The sequence below is a fragment of the Bradyrhizobium sp. NC92 genome (genome assembly GCF_025200865.1).
Taxonomy (GTDB): domain Bacteria; phylum Pseudomonadota; class Alphaproteobacteria; order Rhizobiales; family Xanthobacteraceae; genus Bradyrhizobium.
In genome coordinates, this window is sequence record NZ_CP104171.1 from 5,257,934 (window position 1) to 5,274,962 (window position 17,029).

The window sequence follows — 17,029 nt, forward strand, 5'->3', positions numbered from 1 at the left end:
CGGGTCACATGTACGACGTTCGATATTCCTATCTGCTCGAGCAATTCGCCGATCCCGCACCGATCCTCGCCGAGATCGGCCGGCTGGTTGCGACCGGTGACTTCACCCTTGGCAAGCCCGTCGCCGAATTCGAGAAGCGCTTCGCTGAGCTGATCGGCGTCCGTCACGCCATCGGCGTCGGATCGGGCACCGACGCGCTCAAGCTGCCGCTCAAGGCGCTCGGCATCGGTCATGGCGACGAGGTCATCACCGCCGCCAACACCTTCATCGCCACCGTTGGCGCGATCGCGGAAACCGGCGCGACGCCCGTCCTGGTCGATTGCGACGATTCCTTCTGCATGAACGTGGACCAGGTCGAGGCTGCGATCACTGGCAAGACCAAGGCGATCATACCGGTCCAGTTGACCGGCGAGGTCACCGACATGGGCAAGCTGATGCCGATCGCGCAGCGTCACAACCTGCCGGTGGTCGAGGACGCCTGCCAGGGCATCCTGTCGGAGTTTGCGGGGAAACGCTCCGGCACCCACGGCATCGCGGCCGGCTTCTCGCTGCATCCGCTCAAGAACCTCAACGTCTGGGGCGATGCCGGCGTCGTCGTCACCAATGACGACGGCATGAACGAGAAGCTGCGCCTGATCCGCAACCACGGCATGAAGAACCGCGACGAGATCGCGGTCCTCGGCTGCAACTCGCGGCTCGATTCCTTGCAGGCCGTGGTCGGCAACTGGCTGATCGGCCAGACCAGCGAGATCACGCGCCGCAGAATCGAGAATGCGGCCTATTACGATGCGGGTCTCGCCGGCCTGCCCGGCCTGCGCATCCCGCCGCGCCGTCCCAACGTGAAGCACGTCTACCATCTCTACATGGTGTTCGCCGAACGCCGCGACGAGCTCTACAAGTACTGTCTGGATAACGGCATCGAGGCCAAGATCCACTATCCGATCCCGCTGTATCAGCAGGAAGGCCTGAAACATCTAGGCTACGCGCCGGGCACGTTCCCGGTCACCGACCGCCACGCCAAGGAAGTCATCAGCTTCCCGGTCGACCAGCACCTGACGCGCGCCCAGCAGGACCGCGTCATCGAGACCGTCAGGAAGTTCTGCCATGGACGCTGACACCGGCCGCCGGCGCATCGGTTACGTCAATCTTCCCGCGCAGTTCGAGGAAGAGCGCGCCGAGATCATGCAGGCGGTCGAGGGCGTGTTTTCCCGCGGCGACTTCATCGGCGGCGCCGCGGTTGGAAAGCTCGAGGAGGAATTGTCCGCCTATCTCGGCTCGCCGCATGTCGTGACGCTGAATTCGGGCACCGACGCGCTGATCCTCGCCATGCGGGCGCTCGACATCGGCCCCGGCGACGAAGTCATCACGCCGCCGAACTCGTTCGTGGCATCGACCGCCGCGATCATCGCCGTCGGCGCCACGCCGGTGTTTGCCGACGTGCTGCCCGACCAGAACATCGATCCGGCCGCGGTCGAGGCCGCCGTCACACCGCGCACCAAGGCGATCATGCCGGTGCATCTGACCGGACGCATGGCCGACATGGCTCCGCTGATGGCAATAGCGGCCAAGCACGCGCTCGCCGTGATCGAGGACAGCGCCCAAGCGGTCGGCTCGAACTATGACGGGCGCATGAGCGGCACCCTCGGCACGTTCGGCTGCTTCTCCGCCCACCCCTTGAAGAATCTCAATGCCGCCGGCGATGCCGGCTTCCTCGTCACCGCCGATGCGGAGCTTGCCGCAAGAATCCGCCGGCTGCGCAATCACGGCCTGATCAACCGCAGCGACGTCCAGGAATGGGGGATCGTGTCGCGGCTCGACACGCTGCAGGCCGAGGTGCTGCGCATTCGCCTGCGTCATCTGCCCTCGGTGATCGAACGCCGGCGGCGCAACGCCGCGCAATACCGCGCCGAGCTCGCGGGGCTGCCCCTGTTCATTCCGCCCTGCCGGAACATCGAGTTCAACACCTTCCATACCTTCGTGGTGCAGACCGAGCGGCGCAACGACTTCCAGAAATATCTTGCCGACAAGGGCATCGAGACTGCGATTCACTATCCGGTCCCGATCCACCTGCAGCCGGCAGCGGCGCATCTGGGCCATGGCCGCGGCGCGTTCCCGGTGACGGAACGGCAGGCGGACCAGATCCTCACGCTTCCCATCAACCAGTTCCTGTCGGCCGCCGACATCAGCTATATTTGCGCGACCGCCCGGGAGTATTTTGCATGACGGACACGGACTTCCTGCACGCCGACGAGCAGGCGCTGGCGCAACGCTTCATCGACGATGGCTTCGTCACCACGCCGGCCGACGATCGCGCCGGGCTCGACCGGATCCAGCGCCGCGCCGCCGAGCTCGCGGCCGACTACCTGAAGCTGCCGCACAGCAACGATCCCTACGCGATGCTGGACACGATCCACACGCGGGTGAGCGTGGATGATCTCAACGGATTGCGGCTGCACGTCTTCAACGGCCTCAACGCCGAGCCCTGGTTCCGCCCGACCTATTTCCGCCTGGCGCGCTCGACGATCGAGACCATCGTCGGCAACGAGCTCTGCATGCAGCGCCGCGTCAATCTCAGCATCCAGCTTCCCGGCGACAGCTCCTCGCTGCTCGCGACCCATTCCGACGTCTGGTCGGGCGACTCGCCGTTCGAGGTCGTGGTGTGGGTGCCGCTGGTCGACGTCCATCGCACCAAGTCGATGTACCTGCTGCCGCCGTCCCTGAACGGCGAGATGCAGGACCGCATGGCGGCCTTGCGCAGCGCCGAAGAGCTGTACAAGACCATCAAGCCGCACGCGACCTTCATCGAGATCCCCTACGGTCACGTGATGCTGTTCAACCAGACCCTGATGCACGGCAATCGCGTCAACGAGGAAGCCGGCACGCGCTGGAGCATGAACTGCCGCTTCAAGAGCATCATGTCGCCCTATGCGGACAAGCGCTTCGGCGAGTTCTTCGAGCCGATCCTGCTGCGCCCGGCAACCCGGGTCGGCATGCAGTACAAGTTGCCAGGAGGCTTCCATGGCTGAGCGAGCCGGCCACCGCGGCTACATCGGCGCCAGGCCGCTGAACGGCAGCCGCACCCCCCAGCACGTCCAGAACATCGTGATCCGCGACTATGCGCGGCGGAAGAACCTGCAATATCTCCTCAGCGCCGCCGAGCACACCATGCCCGGCAGCTACATGGTGCTGGAAGATATCCTGGACGAGCTGCCGCAGCTGCGTGGACTAATTCTCTACAGCATCTTCATGCTGCCGCCCGACGAGGCTCGGCGGCGGCAGATCTACGACCGCGTGCTGCGCGAGGGCTGCGACCTTCACGCGGCGGTCGAGGAGATCACGCTGGCGTCGCAGAAAGACATCCAGGCCGTCGAGGACATCCTGCTCGTCAACAAGTTCGCAACCATCCTGTGACGATGCCGCGGACTGGTTGGCCCCCATGACCGAGATCAACCTGCTCCAGCCGATGCACGCATCGATGAGGCGGGACTACGTCCAGCGCGTGGTCGAGCACGACAAGGCGGAATCCGCCACCGTCGCCCGGCAATGGGGACGCGACTATTGGGACGGCGAGCGGCGCTACGGCTACGGCGGCTATCGCTATGACGGACGGTGGCGCCCGCTGGCCCAGACCCTGATCGAGCGCTACGGCATCAAGCCGGGCATGAGCGTGCTCGACGTCGGCTGCGGCAAGGGCTACCTGCTCTACGAGTTCGCCCAGCTCGTCCCCGACCTCAGGATCGCCGGCATCGACATCTCCGAGTACGGCATCGCCAACGCCAAGGAGGAGGTGCGGCCGCATTTGAACGTCGGCAGCGCCGTCGCGCTCCCCTACCCCGACCACAGCTTCGATCTCGTCGTCTCGCTTGGCGTGTTGCACAATCTTCCGCTCGAGGACGTGTTCCGCGCCGTACCTGAGATCGAGCGCGTCGGACGCGGCACCTCGAAATATCTGATGGTCGAATCCTTCCGCAACGAGCGGGAGAAGGCGAATCTGCTTTACTGGCAGCTCACCTGCCTGAGCTTTCACGGCCCGCAAACATGGGCCTGGATCTACGACAAATGCGGGTACCGGGGCGACCATGGGTTCATCTTCTTCGAATGAAACAGGCCGGCGCCGGCCGACCTCATTGCGCGCACAGAATCCGGAAGTGTACTATTCCAACGACGCCATCGTCACCGCGGACGATGCCACGATCGCGGAGCTGAAGCGCATCGCCGCCGGCAACCCGCGCCTGCGCAGCCGGCTGTGCACGCATCCCGATCCCGCCTCGGGCCTGCACGAGATGCTGATCGTGCACCATCGCGAGGCGTATGTGCGGCCGCACAAGCACCTTGGCAAGCCTGAATCGTTCCACGTCATCGAGGGCACCGCGCAGGTCGTGATCTTCGAGGATGACGGCCGCATTCGCGAAGTGCTCGAGATGGCGCCCTACGGTCAGGGCAAACGCTGCTACTACCGCATGCCCGAAAAGGTCTTCCACTCGATCCTGATCACCTCGGAATGGCTGGTGTTTCACGAAACCACCGCCGGCCCTTTCGATCCTTCACGCACGGCATTTCCCGACTGGGCCCCGGATGGCGGCGACGCCGCCGAGGTCCAGGACTACGTCACACGGACTGGCGCGCTCGCTGCGGAGCATCTGGCGAGACCATAGATTTCGACCGCTTTCGACGATCGCACCGTGAATGATCGAGGACGACACCAGACGATGAAGTTGCCTGCAAAAGCACTGGTTACCCTGGTCAAGTTCGCGGTGTCGATCGGGATCCTGGTGTTGCTGTTGCGCGGTCAGGATCCGTCGACCCTGAAAGCCGATCTTCTCGCCGTCGATCTCAACGTGCTTGCGCTTGCGGTGCTGCTGCTGTTCGCCCAGACCTTCGTCCTCTGCCACCGCTGGATGCTGATCCTCCGTGCCATGAACGTACCGCTCGATTGGCTGCCCGGCTGGCGCATTCTCATCGTCAGCAATTTTTTCAATCAAGTATTACCCGCGGGCGGTGACGCGGTTCGGATCTGGATGCTCCGGCGGCAGGGCGTGCAATGGTCGCAAACGATCGGCAGCATCGTGGCTGACCGCTTTCTCGGCCTGTTGGGTCTTGGTTTCATCCTCCTGGCGGGATTGCCGTTCCTGCTGGCGCGCGTCCCCGACAATTCGCTCCTGTTCGCGATCGCGATCATTCTGGCGGTCGCATGCCTCGGCGCAATCGCCCTGGTCACGCTGGACCGGTGGCCGCCGCGCGTGGTCGTGGCCGTGCCGGCCAGGGTCGTGCAGTTCGCGATGCTGATCAGAGCTCCGTTGCTGGCGACCGAGGGGCGAGCGATGCTGATCGGATCTGCCATCGCCGTCCATCTCATCACCGTCGCGACCTGCTATGTCCTCGCGATCGGACTGCAGGCGCCGCTCTCCGCACTCGACGCCTTCGTCCTGGTCCCGCTCGTCATCCTGTCCTCTGCGATTCCCATCTCGATCGGGGGATGGGGCGTGCGCGAAGGCGCTATGGTCGCTGCGCTCGGTCTTGCCGGAATCGCATCTGACAAGGCACTCGCGATATCGGTCTTGCTGGGACTTGGCGCCCTGATCGTCGGGTTGTTCGGCGGGCTGGTATGGCTGATCGCGCCGGAGCGCGCCAGCTTCAGCCCCGACCAGGCGCGGACCGTCACCGAACGAGCCGATGCAGCGCCGGTCTAGCATGGGCGACCCCAGACAAGATCAAGCGGTGGTAGCCGCCGAGCTGCGCCTGCGCACCATCGTCGAAACGTGGTCGTTGCGTATCCTCATTCTCGTGCCTGCTGCACTGTCCATCTGGTTCGTCAACCGAACGGGCACCTACCGCACCCTGCTCTTCGATGGCGGCTGGACGACGCGATTTTACGTCCTCGCCTGGATTGCGCTGACGCCGTATCTCGGCTGGCTCGTCATGGCGACCGGTCGCCTGACGTTCTCGCTCATCAGGCACGAACCCACTCAACGCGTCGACGAGTTCTTCGTCGGCGCGGCCGCGCTCATCTTGACGGGATTTGGCTTCGGCGCTCTCTCCGTCCTGTACCCCCAAATCGTCCTCGGATTTGCGACCCTCGTGCTGCTGTGGGATAGCCGCAGCTGCAGGAAGCCGCAAAAATTCGCGCTGACCTTGCCGCTGATGGCAACTTCGCTACTGGGTCTTTGGCTCCTCGTAACGGTGTTCATCGACAGAGCCGTCATACCCGACGTCATTTCGACCGACGTTCAGCAGCTCTATGCGCCCTATCTTGCAGAGGTCGCGAGAAATCACAGCATCTGGCTTGCAGCTGACAATCCCATCTTCTCCGACTTCGAGATCGGCCACGGCAACGGCCTGCATTTGATGTTTGCGACGTTCTTGCCTCCCCACGTCGCGCAGATTGTTTCCTTCCTCTATTTCGTCGCAATCGGTGCAGTCATTTTTGAGCTCGCCCGCATCGTTCTGCCGTGGCAGGCGCTCGGACGCCGTTGGGAGGATGCGGCGATCCCGATTGCACTTGCGCTGGCGATCCTCGGACTTGCGTGGCCGCGAACGATGCCGCGCGTCTCGCCCGGCCTCTACATCATGGAATTCGGCAAGTACCACCTTCAGACGGCGGCGTTCTTTGTCTATTTCCTGCTTGTCGTTGCGCGAACGTCCCAAAAACGCGACAAGTTCGCCGCAGGGATTTGCGCCATCGCCGTCGCGGCATCCTATCCACCGTACGCAGCGCTGGTCTTCGTGATTTCGTCGTTGGGCGCGTTTGCCAAGGCGGTTCAGCGCGACCGATCCGGCTTCATCACCAGCGTCCTGCTGGGCGCGGGGGCGATCGCGGGCTGCATCCTTAGTCTCTCGATCAATTACCTCTACCTCGGAATCCCCGCGACGAATCCATACTCTCTGTTCCGGCACGTCGTTTCACTCGAACGCTTTTCGAAGTTCGGCAGCCTCGATCTTCTGGATTATTTCGTGGTGTCACAGTCGCTGGAGGTCACCGACTTTCTGAGCAAATCGGGCTTCGTCGCCTTCCTCAGGGAGGCCAGGTCCGTTCTCGCGGTCGCGCTGCTCCTCGCGCTGGCGACCTATGCCGTCGCTTTCGTGGACTCAAAGCTTCGTTCCGATCGCCCGGAATCCCAAAAGCTCGCGCCGCTGCCCAATCCCGCGGGACTTTTTGTCGTGGTGGCCTATGTCGCCAGCGTCCGGCTGCTGGACATGGCGCTGAATATTCCGAGCCTCATGAGATTGTCGGTCCACGTGAACGCGCTTTTCCCGCTTGCGACCGTCGGCATGGCCTACTGGGGATTGGCTGTCGCGCGACGCTTCAAGCCGGCTTGGTTCAGCGACCGCCTCGCTCCCCATGCCGCTCTCGCTGCCATCTTGCTCGCCGGCACCTGGATGACGGCAGCGCATCCCTGGAAGAGCTTCAAAGTTGATGAGGCCATCACCTTCGTGGGGGGAACTCCTCTCACTCATATGCCTCGGGTCACCCAGGACTGGAAGCGGTGTGACGAGCTGGAGCAATCGACGGGCTCGGATCGCATCCTCGCGCTCAACGGTTATCGCGCCATGGTGCCCTGCTATTTCTCGTCGCTGCTCACGCGCGGCAAGATCATTCATACCTACGAGAGCGACGTCGCACGCGATTTCGCGAAGATCGCACTCGGAAGCGCCGAAACGGCGGAAGCCGCGCTTCGATCACTAGGCGTAAAACTATTCTACGTCCAGAAGAACAATTGCGACTTTTGGGTCAACGGTTTCTCCGACCTGTTTCAAAAGGACGAACTCGTGCGACGTTTTGCTGTTCGTCGCGAGACCCCGGAGTATTGGTTATTGACGTGGACGCAAGGTGATCAATCATTAAGTCCGGAAGACGCGACCGCGATCTCAGCGCTCAGGACAAGATCGAAAGAGATCTACCGGGAGGCATACGGCGTCGAACCATTCGAGGTGGTCAAGCACCGTCTACCACCGAATAGCAGACGTGGAGATCTCGATGTCCTCGGCCAGCTATCCCAATGCTTCTGAGCCTCGCCACGGCCGCCGGCCCTCTCCCCAGAAGCGCCATGTCCGAGGACCACGAATCGGCGCCAGCATCGGCAACTTAAGAATTGTAGCACGGCCCGTTGCACTATATAGGCTTCAACTGCGCCGCGTACCGTTTCAGGGCGCCGATGTTCCCTTGCTTTCCTGCAAAGAGCTAGAGCCGTGACCGACCATTGCCGCCTCTGCCATTCGACCGACCTGCGACCGGTCATCGACCTCGGTTTGATGCCGATTGCGCATCGGCTTCGGCATAGCCGAAACGAGCAGGAGGAACGCTATCCGTTCGAGGTGCTGGCGTGCGGCGAATGCGGCCTGCCGCAGATCGTCAAGCCGATCGATCCAGACATCCTATACCGGCAGTTCAACTACAATTTCAGCAGTTGGAAGCCGGAGCCGCACCAGGTCGACGAGCTCGACACCATCGCGAAGTTTTCGAAGCATCAATCCGTGTTCGAGATCGGCTGCAACGACGGCCTGTTCATGGACAAGCTTCGCGAGCGCGGCACCAAGGTCATGGTCGGTGTCGAACCGAATCCGGTCTCAGGCAAGATCGCCCGCGAGCGCGGCATCAAGGTCTATGCCGACATGCTCAGTCCGGAGATGGCCCACGACGCGGTGGCTCAGTCCGGCAAGTTCGACCTCGTCGTCTCACGCCAGGTGCTCGAGCACATCGTCGATTTCGAGAACTTCTTCGCTTGCGTGAAGATCGCGCTCAGCGACGAAGGGCTGCTGTTCATCGACGTGCCCGACTTTGATCCCGGTTCGACGGCGGGCGACCTCTCGGTCCTGTGGGAGGAGCACGTCAGCTACTTCACCGAGCCGACCCTGCTGGCGCTGCTGGCTCGCCACGGCTTCGAGGCGGTCTCCGTGAAGAAGTACAATTTCAGCGGCGGCAGCCTCGCGATCGCCGCCCGTCGTGCGACGCGTGACGTGACGCCGCCGCCTGCGCCCGCTGGCGTCGGCGAGAAATTCGGTCGGCGCGCAAGGGAATACGGCGCGCGCCTGCGGCCGATCCTCGCCAAGGCCCGCGCGAGCGGCGCCGAGATCGCCATCTACGGCGCGGGCTGCCGCGCCTGCACCTTCACCAACGCGCATGAACTGGCGGATCTCGTCGATCTCTCGGTCGACGACCAGAAGGAGCGCCAGGGGCTGTTCCTACCCGGCACGGGCATACCGATCCGTTCACCGGACGAGCTCGCCGGCAAGTCGGATCCGCTCGTCTGCCTCCTCGCCGTGAACCAGGAGAACGAAGCCAAGGTCAGCAGCCGGCTGCGCGAGAACGCGAAGCGGCCGCTACACATCGTCTCGATCTTCGCGCCCTCCGACATCTGGAGCGAGCTCGACCGGCTCGAGGCGGCCTTGGGTTAGGGACGCCGCGGGATGGCTGACGAGAAGCTCTTCAATTACTACGAACGTCAGGACGTCCTACCGACGTTCGGGAATTTCAAATCGGCCGCCGAACTCGACGCATATGCCAGCCAGCGGCGCGAGCTGTTTTCAGACAAGCTGGTGCTGCCGCCGCGGCTGTTCCGCGATGCGGAGGTGCTCGAATTCGGTCCTGATTCCGGTGAGAACGCGCTGGTGTTCGCCGGCTGGGGCGCGAACATGACGCTCGCCGAACCGAACCGGCATGCGCATCCGAAAATCGAGGCCTATTTCGCGCATTTTGGCCTGACCGAGCGTCTGCGCGAGCTCGCATTGGCCGACGTCGAAGGATTTCGCAGCGAGCGCCGCTACGACATCATCGATGCCGAAGGTTTCATTTACACCGTGCAGCCGACTGAAAATTGGCTCGGCGTCTTCCACCGGCTGCTCAATCCGGACGGTTTCGCCATCGTGTCGTATTACGAGCGCTATGGCGGCTTCTTCGAGCTCGCGCTCAAGGCAATCCATGCGGCCGGCAAGGCTCTGACGGGCCGTCCGGCGCTGGAGACGGCGAAGTCGCTGTTCGAGGCGAAGTGGAACAGCATTCCGCATACCCGCAGCTTCGAATCCTGGCTGATGGACGTGCTCGAAAATCCGTTCGTCCGGCATCGGTACTTCCTCGACGCAACGGCCTTGTGCACGGCGGCGCATGCACAGGGATTCGACATCCATTCGGCGTGGCCAGCCTATCGCGACAGCCTGGACGTCTACTGGCACAAGAAGGTTCTCTCCCCGGACGAGAAGCTGCGGCGCGCGGCGCGCCATCTCGACCGCAGCCGTCTCAGCTTCCTCGGCGGACGCAAGCTCTACCTGGTCGGCAAGGCCGATGCGGCGGCGGCGATTTCGGCATCGATCGAAACGCTGGTTCTCGACGTCGATGCGATGATCGACGACCCCTTCGGCGAGAGCCTGCCGCGCGCGGTCGCGAACCTTGCATCCTTACGCGAGGCGATCCGGACGACGGACATTCTCGCCGACGATGCTTCGGACATCGAAACGATCGTTGCCACGCTCGACAGCTTCCATCGCATCTTCAGCGCGATCGGGCGGCGGGATGCGTCGGCGGTCGCTGCCCTCACCCAGACTGATCCGGCGTTCATCAACACCTGGGGACAGCCGGCGCACTTCCTCGTCATGCGGAAGCGCTTCGAGGGATCATAGCCAGTGAGGCCAGGCATTGGCATCATCGGAACGGGGATGGTCGGCCAGATGTGCCACCTCGCCAATTTCGTCGCCAATCCTGCCTGCCGCGTCGTCGCGATCGCCGATCTCCGGCCCGATCTGGCGGCCGCCGCCGCGCAGAAATTCGGTATCTCGCGAGTCTACGGCTCGCACCGCGAGTTGCTCGCGGACGCTGCGGTGTCCGCCGTGGTGGTCGTGACGAAGCGGCGAGCCACCGGCCCGATCGTGCTGGACGCGTTGAAAAGTGGCCGGAACGTGCTGTCGGAGAAGCCGATGGCCTACACGACGGTTCAGGCCGCGTCGCTGGTCGAAGCGGCGCGGCGACAGCACGTCGTCTACAGCATCGGCTACATGAAGCGTCACGATGCCGGTGTGGCACGCGCGCTGGCCGAGCTGGCGCGCTTGCGCACGGACGGCTCGCTCGGACGCGTCGTCGGAGCAAGAGGCTGGTGCTTCGGCGGCGACACCGGCCGATCGCAGGACAACTTCGTCATGACCGGCGAGACCCGGCCGGACGGGCTCGAGCTCTGGCAGGATGGTCCCGACTGGATGCCGGGCGCGTTGCGGCCTGGCTACGACAACTTTCTGAACGTGTTCAGCCATATCATCAACCTCGCGCGCTACCTGCTCGGATCGTCGCCGACTGTCGCCAAAAGCACCGTCGAGACTACTGGCACTGCGACGGTGACGCTCGACTTCGACGGCGTTGCCTGTGTGCTGCAGCTTGCTAACGGGCCCGAAGGTGCGTGGCGCGAGGGGCTGTCGATCGATTTCGAGCACGGCGCGGTGACCATCGAACTGCCCCCGCCCTTTGCCGAGCGGGAGGCGGAGGTCATCCTCGACCAGGGCGGACAAATCACGCGCTTGACGGGTGAAGGCAGCTGGGCGTTTCGGCGTCAGGCTGATGCTTTCGTCGCCGACATCGTCGAACGAAGGACGCCGCTTGCGTCCGGCGCAGATTCGGTGACCGACATCGCGCTGGCCGAGGCGATCTGGAAGCGGCAAGTCAGCGGCTAGGCGTGACACTCTTGCTTGCGCCGTCGAGCGGCAGGATGCCGCCGATCGGGCCAAGCTTGATCGTGACCTCTGCAAGTTGGGAGAGCAATTCCGCAACATCGCAGCGCGCCAGCAACCGACACACGTAGTACTTCCGTGCCAAAATGTGGTTCGGCGCGGCTCCCGGCCCCGGCTGCAGCGAGATGGTTGCCTGCGGCCCCGTCGGATCGAAATGACGGAACGCACTTCCCGGAGCCTTCCGCGCCTCGTCCATCTCTCGGAGGATGTCGGGCCGCTCGGCACGCAGGGCAAATCCGAAGACCGGCTGATTGCCCCAGGCAAGGCGGAGCATGCCCGTGACTTCGGCGACACCGAAAGGCACGTGCCGCGACGGGTAGTCGAAGAAACCATCATCGAGCGCATAAACCGTCGCCGCCGGCTGCACCCGGCTGGCAAGGTCGCGCGCCAAGGCCTGCTGTTTCAGGGTTCTCGCCTGCATGAAGACGTAGTCGCTCCATAGCATGCCGATCGACACGATCAGGCTTGCCCCGAATATCGCAGCAAGGGCGGCGCCGGGGCCCGTCCATCGTTCGGCCTGTCGCTTGAACGCCAGCAGTGTCAGCGCGAGCGGCACGCCGAACATCAGCAGGTGACGGCTCTCATAGAAATGCACGGAAGACGGCCGCAGGCCGGCGATCAGATACGGTGACGACAATGCGAGGAACAAGACCACGGCGAGTGCGAGCGGCACGGTGATCGCGCTTCTGGACGCGGTCGTCTTCGCGTCCCGACGCAGCAGCAACAACACGATTCCAACGAGGACTGCAGCCGCGATGAAGAGCGCTGGAACCTGAATCGCGGCGCGGATCGCGTGGGTGAGGACATCCCTGTAGCTGGCGGCGAAGAACGCCGACCACCCTCGCGCCAACTCGCCGAGCGTCGGAAAATGGGCGCCATAGTGCTGTGCGTAGACGCCGATCCGCTTGAACCAGATATTGAGCGTGCCCCAATAGACCAGCGGAAGCACCACCAATTCCGGATAGCGCAGGACACAGCGCCAGGCTGCGAGCCATGTCCGGCGAACGAAGCCATGCGCCGCGTCTCCGCTCCGCCATATCGCAACGAACAGGCCGAACATCACGACGGCATACAGCACGATCGTCGAGTTGAGCGCGAAGCTCAGCAGGAACACCAGCGAAGCGAGCACACGAAGCAGCACGCGCCGCAGGCCGACGGCGCTGAAGGCGAGCGTCAACAGCCATGCACCGATGAACAATAGCCCGAAGCTGAACACGTAGACCGCGTTCGCCTTGCCCGCCCACAGCTGATACCCGGGATAGGTCCAGACGATCAGCGCGAAGCCGACCGCTTCGGCGCGATCGAGCAGACCGAGCCGTGTCGCCGTCAGCATCAGACACACCGCGCCGAAGACGATTCCGGCGAGCGCCAGCGATACCATCACGACGACCGGGGCGCCGGTCCAGTTCGCGAACCTGTCGTAACTGTAGAAAATCGGATGGCCGGCGCCATTCAGCAGGAAATCGATGTCGATGAAATAGTCCGGACGCGGCTTGAGCACCAGCCAGTCGTCCATGAAGAGGCCGTCATTGAGGAGCATCGGCGCATGTGCAACCAGCAACACGACGATCAGGATGGCTATCGCTCGCAGCAACGGGGGCAAGCTCGGAGGGGAAAGGGAGGACATCGTCGGCGAGGATTCGCACGCCCACGGGACGACCGCAAGGCCGGGGCGCCGGGGCTCCCTTGACCGCAAAAATGCGACCTCCTATAGACTTTTGCTCTGGCTGGGCCTGAGAGGCGTCCGGGACGATTTTCCACGATGAACATGCTCCCGGGCCCTGCGCAAGCCGCTGCGATTGGTCTCAGCATCGCCTTTCCATTGCTGTTGCTGTGCTACGCGCGCATCGCCGCCACCGGCGGATCGGGCCGCCGCTTCCGGCTGGGCTGCGTCACCATCGTCGTGCTCTACGCGATCGCCTGTCTCGCGCTTCCGGGGCAACGCCAGCTCGCGGACGTGCTTGGCGGTCTCCTGCTGTTGGGGACAGCGATGATGTTTTGCTACATCCTGTTCAGCCTGCTGGCCTGGGGCTTTACGCTGACGCTGCTCACGTCCCTCGTCCAGGCCGAACGTCCCCTCACCCTGGAGCAATGGGCCGAGGCGTACATGCAGGGCGGAGATCTCGGCACGTTCGCGCACAACCGCCTGAAGCTCCTGGTCGGCGCGGGAATGGTGATCACGGCAGACGGCAGGCTGGTCCCGACAGCCAAGGGGGTAGCGATCGCGCATCTCGCCAAGCTTGTTCGTTTGTCGACGGGCCTTGGGTGAGCGGCACGATGTCCTTCGCCGTCGGGCTCATCGCCGTTGCCGTTTTCGCCCTGCTCGCGCCTGCCTTGCAGATCATGGCCCGCGCTCGCGCATGGCCGCTCGGACCCGTCACCCTGCTTGCGATCGCCGCACTCGTCTCGCATGGTCTCGGCGTGGCGCTCGGCATCGTCGCGATTCCGCAATTTCAGTATTGGGACGCCGCATCGATATTCGCATTTTGCGTCATGGCCTACGTTTTCGCCTTTGGCGCAGTGTACAAGTCGGTGTCCCTGGAGATCCTGCTCGGCCTCGTCGACCGCCCCGGTCGGACCGCGCCGCTTTCGGAGATCATCGAAAGGCAGGTTCCAGATTTGTTCCAGGGACGAATTGGGATCCTGGTCGATCGCGGCCTGGTCGAACGGGTCAATTCAGGCTTGTCGGCGACCACGGCCGGGCGGAAAATGGCAGCTCACGTCGGCCGGCTGCGCCGCGCCTTCGGCATCGGTGATACCAGCCTCTATGATTTTTCCGACTAGTTGCGCGGAACACACACATCGTCGGTTTCGTGCCGGTTGTGTGGATCATACCGGCGAGTCGCATTGTTCGCCCGGCGCAGATGACCTAGAGTTGCGCTGAGGGTTCACCAGTAAAGAGTGGCCGGCAACGGCGGTATCAAATGACACCTTCCAGGGCGGCAAAAAGGCTTACGATCGTCATTCCTGCTCTGAACGAGCAGGACAAGATCGCCGATACGATCGGCGGCGTGCTGCCGCTTGCCCGCGAGCTGCTCGACGATTTCGAGATCTTCCTGATCGACGACGGCAGCACCGACGCCACCGGCGCGATCATGGACGAATTCGCGGCCGGCGAGCCGCGCATCATCGTGCATCACAATGCCGTACGGCGCGGTGTCGGTGCCGGCTTCGAATATGCGCTGTCGCGCGCGAAATTCGATGCCATCACGCTCATCCCCGGCGATCACGCCTTCCAGAACGAAGGTATTGCCCGGATGTTCAAGGCGGCGGGCGCCGCCGACCTCGTCATTACCTATCGCGACAACCAGTCGGACCGCTCGGTCAACCGCTCATTGCAGTCGCATTCGCTGCGGTTCATCCTGAACTGCCTGTTCGGCTTCTGGCTGTCCGATTACCACAGCATGATCGTCTACCCCGTGAAATGGCTGCGCCAGATCGCGGTCAAGGCCGACGGCTACGGCTATCAGATCTGTGCCCTGATCTCGCTGCTCCAGCTCGGCCTCACCTACGTCCAGGTTCCGGTGAGCCTGAACGCGGAGCTGAAGGGGTCGTCCCGCGCGCTGCGGCTGCGCACCTATTTCGAGCTCGGCGGGACCATCCTTTCACTGCTGCGCCGCGTTCCCATCCGGAACGTCAATCTCAGTCAGATCCCCGCCGACGCGGAACGGACCCCGGCGCGCTAGCCTCGCCGGGCCCTGACGCGGGACGTCCAGCACAGGGGCTGCAGCATGCCAGCGCGCACGCGGGACGACTTCCCGCCAAGACCCTACCAAGTCCTAATCTAAGTGATTGATTTGACTGGCAGGAGTGGCAGGGCTCGAACCTGCGACCCCCGGTTTTGGAGACCGGTGCTCTACCAATTGAGCTACACTCCTACGAACCCGCGTCGCCGCGGATCAGGGGCGCTTTCAAGCACAGAGAGCGGCCGGTTTGCAAGGGTGAACCGCGCCGGCTTCGCTTGTTTGTGCCGGGGGTTCTGGGCCACAGTCCATCGGCCATAATGAAAAATAATCGGGAGTGCCCATGACCGTTACAGCGACCGCCACAGCCGCCCCACAGGCCCCGACCGCGCTCCATACCCCGGCTTTGCCGGAAGCCCGCCCGGAGACGCTCGGGCTGTCGCGGCCGCGTCTGCAGGCCATGTCGGACGCCTTCAAGCGCGAGATCGACAAGGGAACCGTTCCGGGGGTCACCGTGCTGGTGGCGCGGCGTGGCCAAATCGGCTGGTTCGAGGCGCTCGGCAAGCAGAGCCCGGCAGGCGCGGCGCCGATGGCGCGCGATTCGATCTTTCGCATCTTCTCGATGACCAAGCCGATCGTCTCGGTCGGCATCATGGCGCTGGTCGAGGACGGCCAGCTCCTGCTCAGCGATGCCGTCGCAAAGTTCATCCCGGAGTTCGCGAGCCAGCAGGTCGGCATCGTCAAGGACGGCAAGCTGGAGCTGGTGCCGCCGGCGCGGCCCATGACCGTTCAGGACCTGCTCCGCCACACCTCCGGCCTCACCTACGAGCACCAGGGCGACGGCCCCGTGCACAAGCTCTACCAGGAGTCCCGCGTCCGCAGCCGCAAGATCACCAATGCCGAGCACGCCGCGCTGGTGGCGAGCTTCCCGCTGGTCTGCCAGCCCGGCGCGGAATTCAACTACAGCCGCTCCACGGACATTTTGGGCCGCATCATCGAAGTCGTCAGCGGCAAATCGCTCGGCACCTTCCTCACCGAGCGCGTGCTCGCGCCGCTGCAGATGGCCGAAACCGGCTTCTCGACAAGCCAGGCCAATGCCGGCCGCCTTGCCGAGCCGTTCGCGACCGATCCCTGGACCGGCGACAAGGTCGCGCTGTTCAACATGCTCGAGCAGCCGGTGATGGAGTCCGGCGGCGGCGGCCTGGTCTCGACCACGATGGATTATGCCCGCTTCTGCCTGATGCTGCGCAATGGCGGCACGCTGGACGGCAACAGGATCATCGGCCGCAAGACGCTGGAGCTGATGGCCTCCGATCACCTCGGCCCTGGCGTGCACACCAATGGCACGCTGCTGTCGCCGGGCCATGGCTTCGGTCTCGGCTTTGCCGTGCGCCGCGAGGCCGGTATCGCCCCCTTCCCCGGCAGCGTCGGCCAGTATTTCTGGAGCGGCATTGCCGGTACGTTCTTCTGGATCGATCCGAAGGAGGATCTGTTTGCGGTGTTCATGAGCCAGGGGCCGGGCCAGCGCGACTACACGCGGACCCTGGTGCGGGATTTGGTTTACGCGGCGGTGGAGTGAGGTCTCGTGCCCCGGACGCGCTGCAACGCGCTTCGCGTTGCGGCGCAGAGCCGGGGCCCAT

At 63.9% G+C, this 17,029-nt stretch carries 16 protein-coding genes and 1 tRNA gene; 15 read left to right on the top strand and 2 right to left on the bottom strand.

All coding sequences use genetic code 11. The features are described from left to right. Positions 1–8 precede the first annotated feature (8 nt). The 11 genes from N2602_RS24790 to N2602_RS24840 all read left to right on the top strand — a co-directional run bounded on the left by N2602_RS24790 (position 9) and on the right by N2602_RS24840 (position 11,649). On the top strand, positions 9–1,115 hold the full coding sequence (locus tag N2602_RS24790) for a DegT/DnrJ/EryC1/StrS aminotransferase family protein (RefSeq protein ID WP_260379737.1): 1,107 nt from the start codon (positions 9–11) through the stop codon (positions 1,113–1,115). Continuing rightward, positions 1,105–2,223, top strand: coding sequence for a DegT/DnrJ/EryC1/StrS aminotransferase family protein (locus N2602_RS24795; protein WP_260379738.1), 1,119 nt, complete (start codon positions 1,105–1,107; stop codon positions 2,221–2,223). The genes N2602_RS24790 and N2602_RS24795 overlap by 11 nt, the downstream gene beginning before the upstream one ends. Further along, the gene (locus tag N2602_RS24800) at positions 2,220–3,026 is read left to right on the top strand and encodes a sporadic carbohydrate cluster 2OG-Fe(II) oxygenase (RefSeq protein WP_025037016.1); all 807 of its coding nucleotides are present in this window, start codon (positions 2,220–2,222) and stop codon (positions 3,024–3,026) included. Before N2602_RS24795 ends, N2602_RS24800 begins: the two co-directional genes overlap by 4 nt. Then, positions 3,019–3,411 (top strand): LIC12192 family sporadic carbohydrate cluster protein, encoded by a 393-nt coding sequence (locus N2602_RS24805; protein ID WP_172783184.1) that lies wholly within the window; start codon positions 3,019–3,021, stop codon positions 3,409–3,411. The genes N2602_RS24800 and N2602_RS24805 overlap by 8 nt, the downstream gene beginning before the upstream one ends. Before the next feature lie 25 nt (positions 3,412–3,436). Beyond that, positions 3,437–4,102: a class I SAM-dependent methyltransferase gene (locus tag N2602_RS24810; RefSeq protein WP_260379739.1), complete on the top strand. Its 666-nt coding sequence runs from the start codon at positions 3,437–3,439 to the stop codon at positions 4,100–4,102. Further along, positions 4,080–4,655 carry a WbuC family cupin fold metalloprotein gene (locus N2602_RS24815; protein ID WP_172783182.1) on the top strand — a complete coding sequence of 192 codons (576 nt, stop codon included), beginning with the start codon at positions 4,080–4,082 and terminating at the stop codon, positions 4,653–4,655. Before N2602_RS24810 ends, N2602_RS24815 begins: the two co-directional genes overlap by 23 nt. Before the next feature lie 54 nt (positions 4,656–4,709). Then, positions 4,710–5,690, top strand: coding sequence for a lysylphosphatidylglycerol synthase transmembrane domain-containing protein (locus N2602_RS24820; RefSeq protein ID WP_260379740.1), 981 nt, complete (start codon positions 4,710–4,712; stop codon positions 5,688–5,690). 28 nt (positions 5,691–5,718) lie between these two features. Then, positions 5,719–8,007 (top strand): hypothetical protein, encoded by a 2,289-nt coding sequence (locus tag N2602_RS24825; RefSeq protein WP_260379741.1) that lies wholly within the window; start codon positions 5,719–5,721, stop codon positions 8,005–8,007. 180 nt (positions 8,008–8,187) lie between these two features. Further along, complete coding sequence (locus N2602_RS24830; protein WP_172783179.1) at positions 8,188–9,393, top strand: class I SAM-dependent methyltransferase; 1,206 nt, start codon at positions 8,188–8,190, stop codon at positions 9,391–9,393. 12 nt (positions 9,394–9,405) lie between these two features. Next, complete coding sequence (locus tag N2602_RS24835) at positions 9,406–10,611, top strand: class I SAM-dependent methyltransferase (protein WP_260379742.1); 1,206 nt, start codon at positions 9,406–9,408, stop codon at positions 10,609–10,611. A 3-nt stretch (positions 10,612–10,614) separates the two neighbouring features. After that, entirely contained in the window at positions 10,615–11,649 is a 1,035-nt protein-coding gene (locus N2602_RS24840) for a Gfo/Idh/MocA family protein (protein WP_260379743.1), read from the top strand. Here the strand turns inward: N2602_RS24840 and N2602_RS24845 are convergent. Then, the gene (locus N2602_RS24845; protein ID WP_260379744.1) at positions 11,639–13,300 is read right to left on the bottom strand and encodes a hypothetical protein; all 1,662 of its coding nucleotides are present in this window, start codon (positions 13,298–13,300) and stop codon (positions 11,639–11,641) included. The genes N2602_RS24840 and N2602_RS24845 overlap by 11 nt on opposite strands. A gap of 168 nt (positions 13,301–13,468) precedes the next feature. On the opposite strand from N2602_RS24845, the gene N2602_RS24850 reads away from it, so the two are divergent. From N2602_RS24850 to N2602_RS24860, 3 genes are all read left to right on the top strand, one after another. Further along, entirely contained in the window at positions 13,469–13,975 is a 507-nt protein-coding gene (locus N2602_RS24850; RefSeq protein ID WP_260379745.1) for a hypothetical protein, read from the top strand. Between the two features lie 8 nt (positions 13,976–13,983). Next, a complete protein-coding gene (locus N2602_RS24855; protein ID WP_172783174.1) occupies positions 13,984–14,490 on the top strand; it encodes a hypothetical protein in 507 nt (168 codons plus the stop codon). Positions 14,491–14,630: 140 nt separating this feature from the next. Beyond that, on the top strand, positions 14,631–15,392 hold the full coding sequence (locus N2602_RS24860; RefSeq protein WP_172783173.1) for a glycosyltransferase family 2 protein: 762 nt from the start codon (positions 14,631–14,633) through the stop codon (positions 15,390–15,392). Positions 15,393–15,508: 116 nt separating this feature from the next. On the opposite strand, the gene N2602_RS24865 is transcribed toward N2602_RS24860, so the two are convergent. Further along, a tRNA-Trp gene (locus N2602_RS24865) sits at positions 15,509–15,584 on the bottom strand. A gap of 148 nt (positions 15,585–15,732) precedes the next feature. Between N2602_RS24865 and N2602_RS24870 the strand changes: the two genes are divergently transcribed. Continuing rightward, entirely contained in the window at positions 15,733–16,968 is a 1,236-nt protein-coding gene (locus N2602_RS24870; RefSeq protein WP_260379746.1) for a serine hydrolase, read from the top strand. The last annotated feature ends 61 nt before the right edge of the window (positions 16,969–17,029 follow it).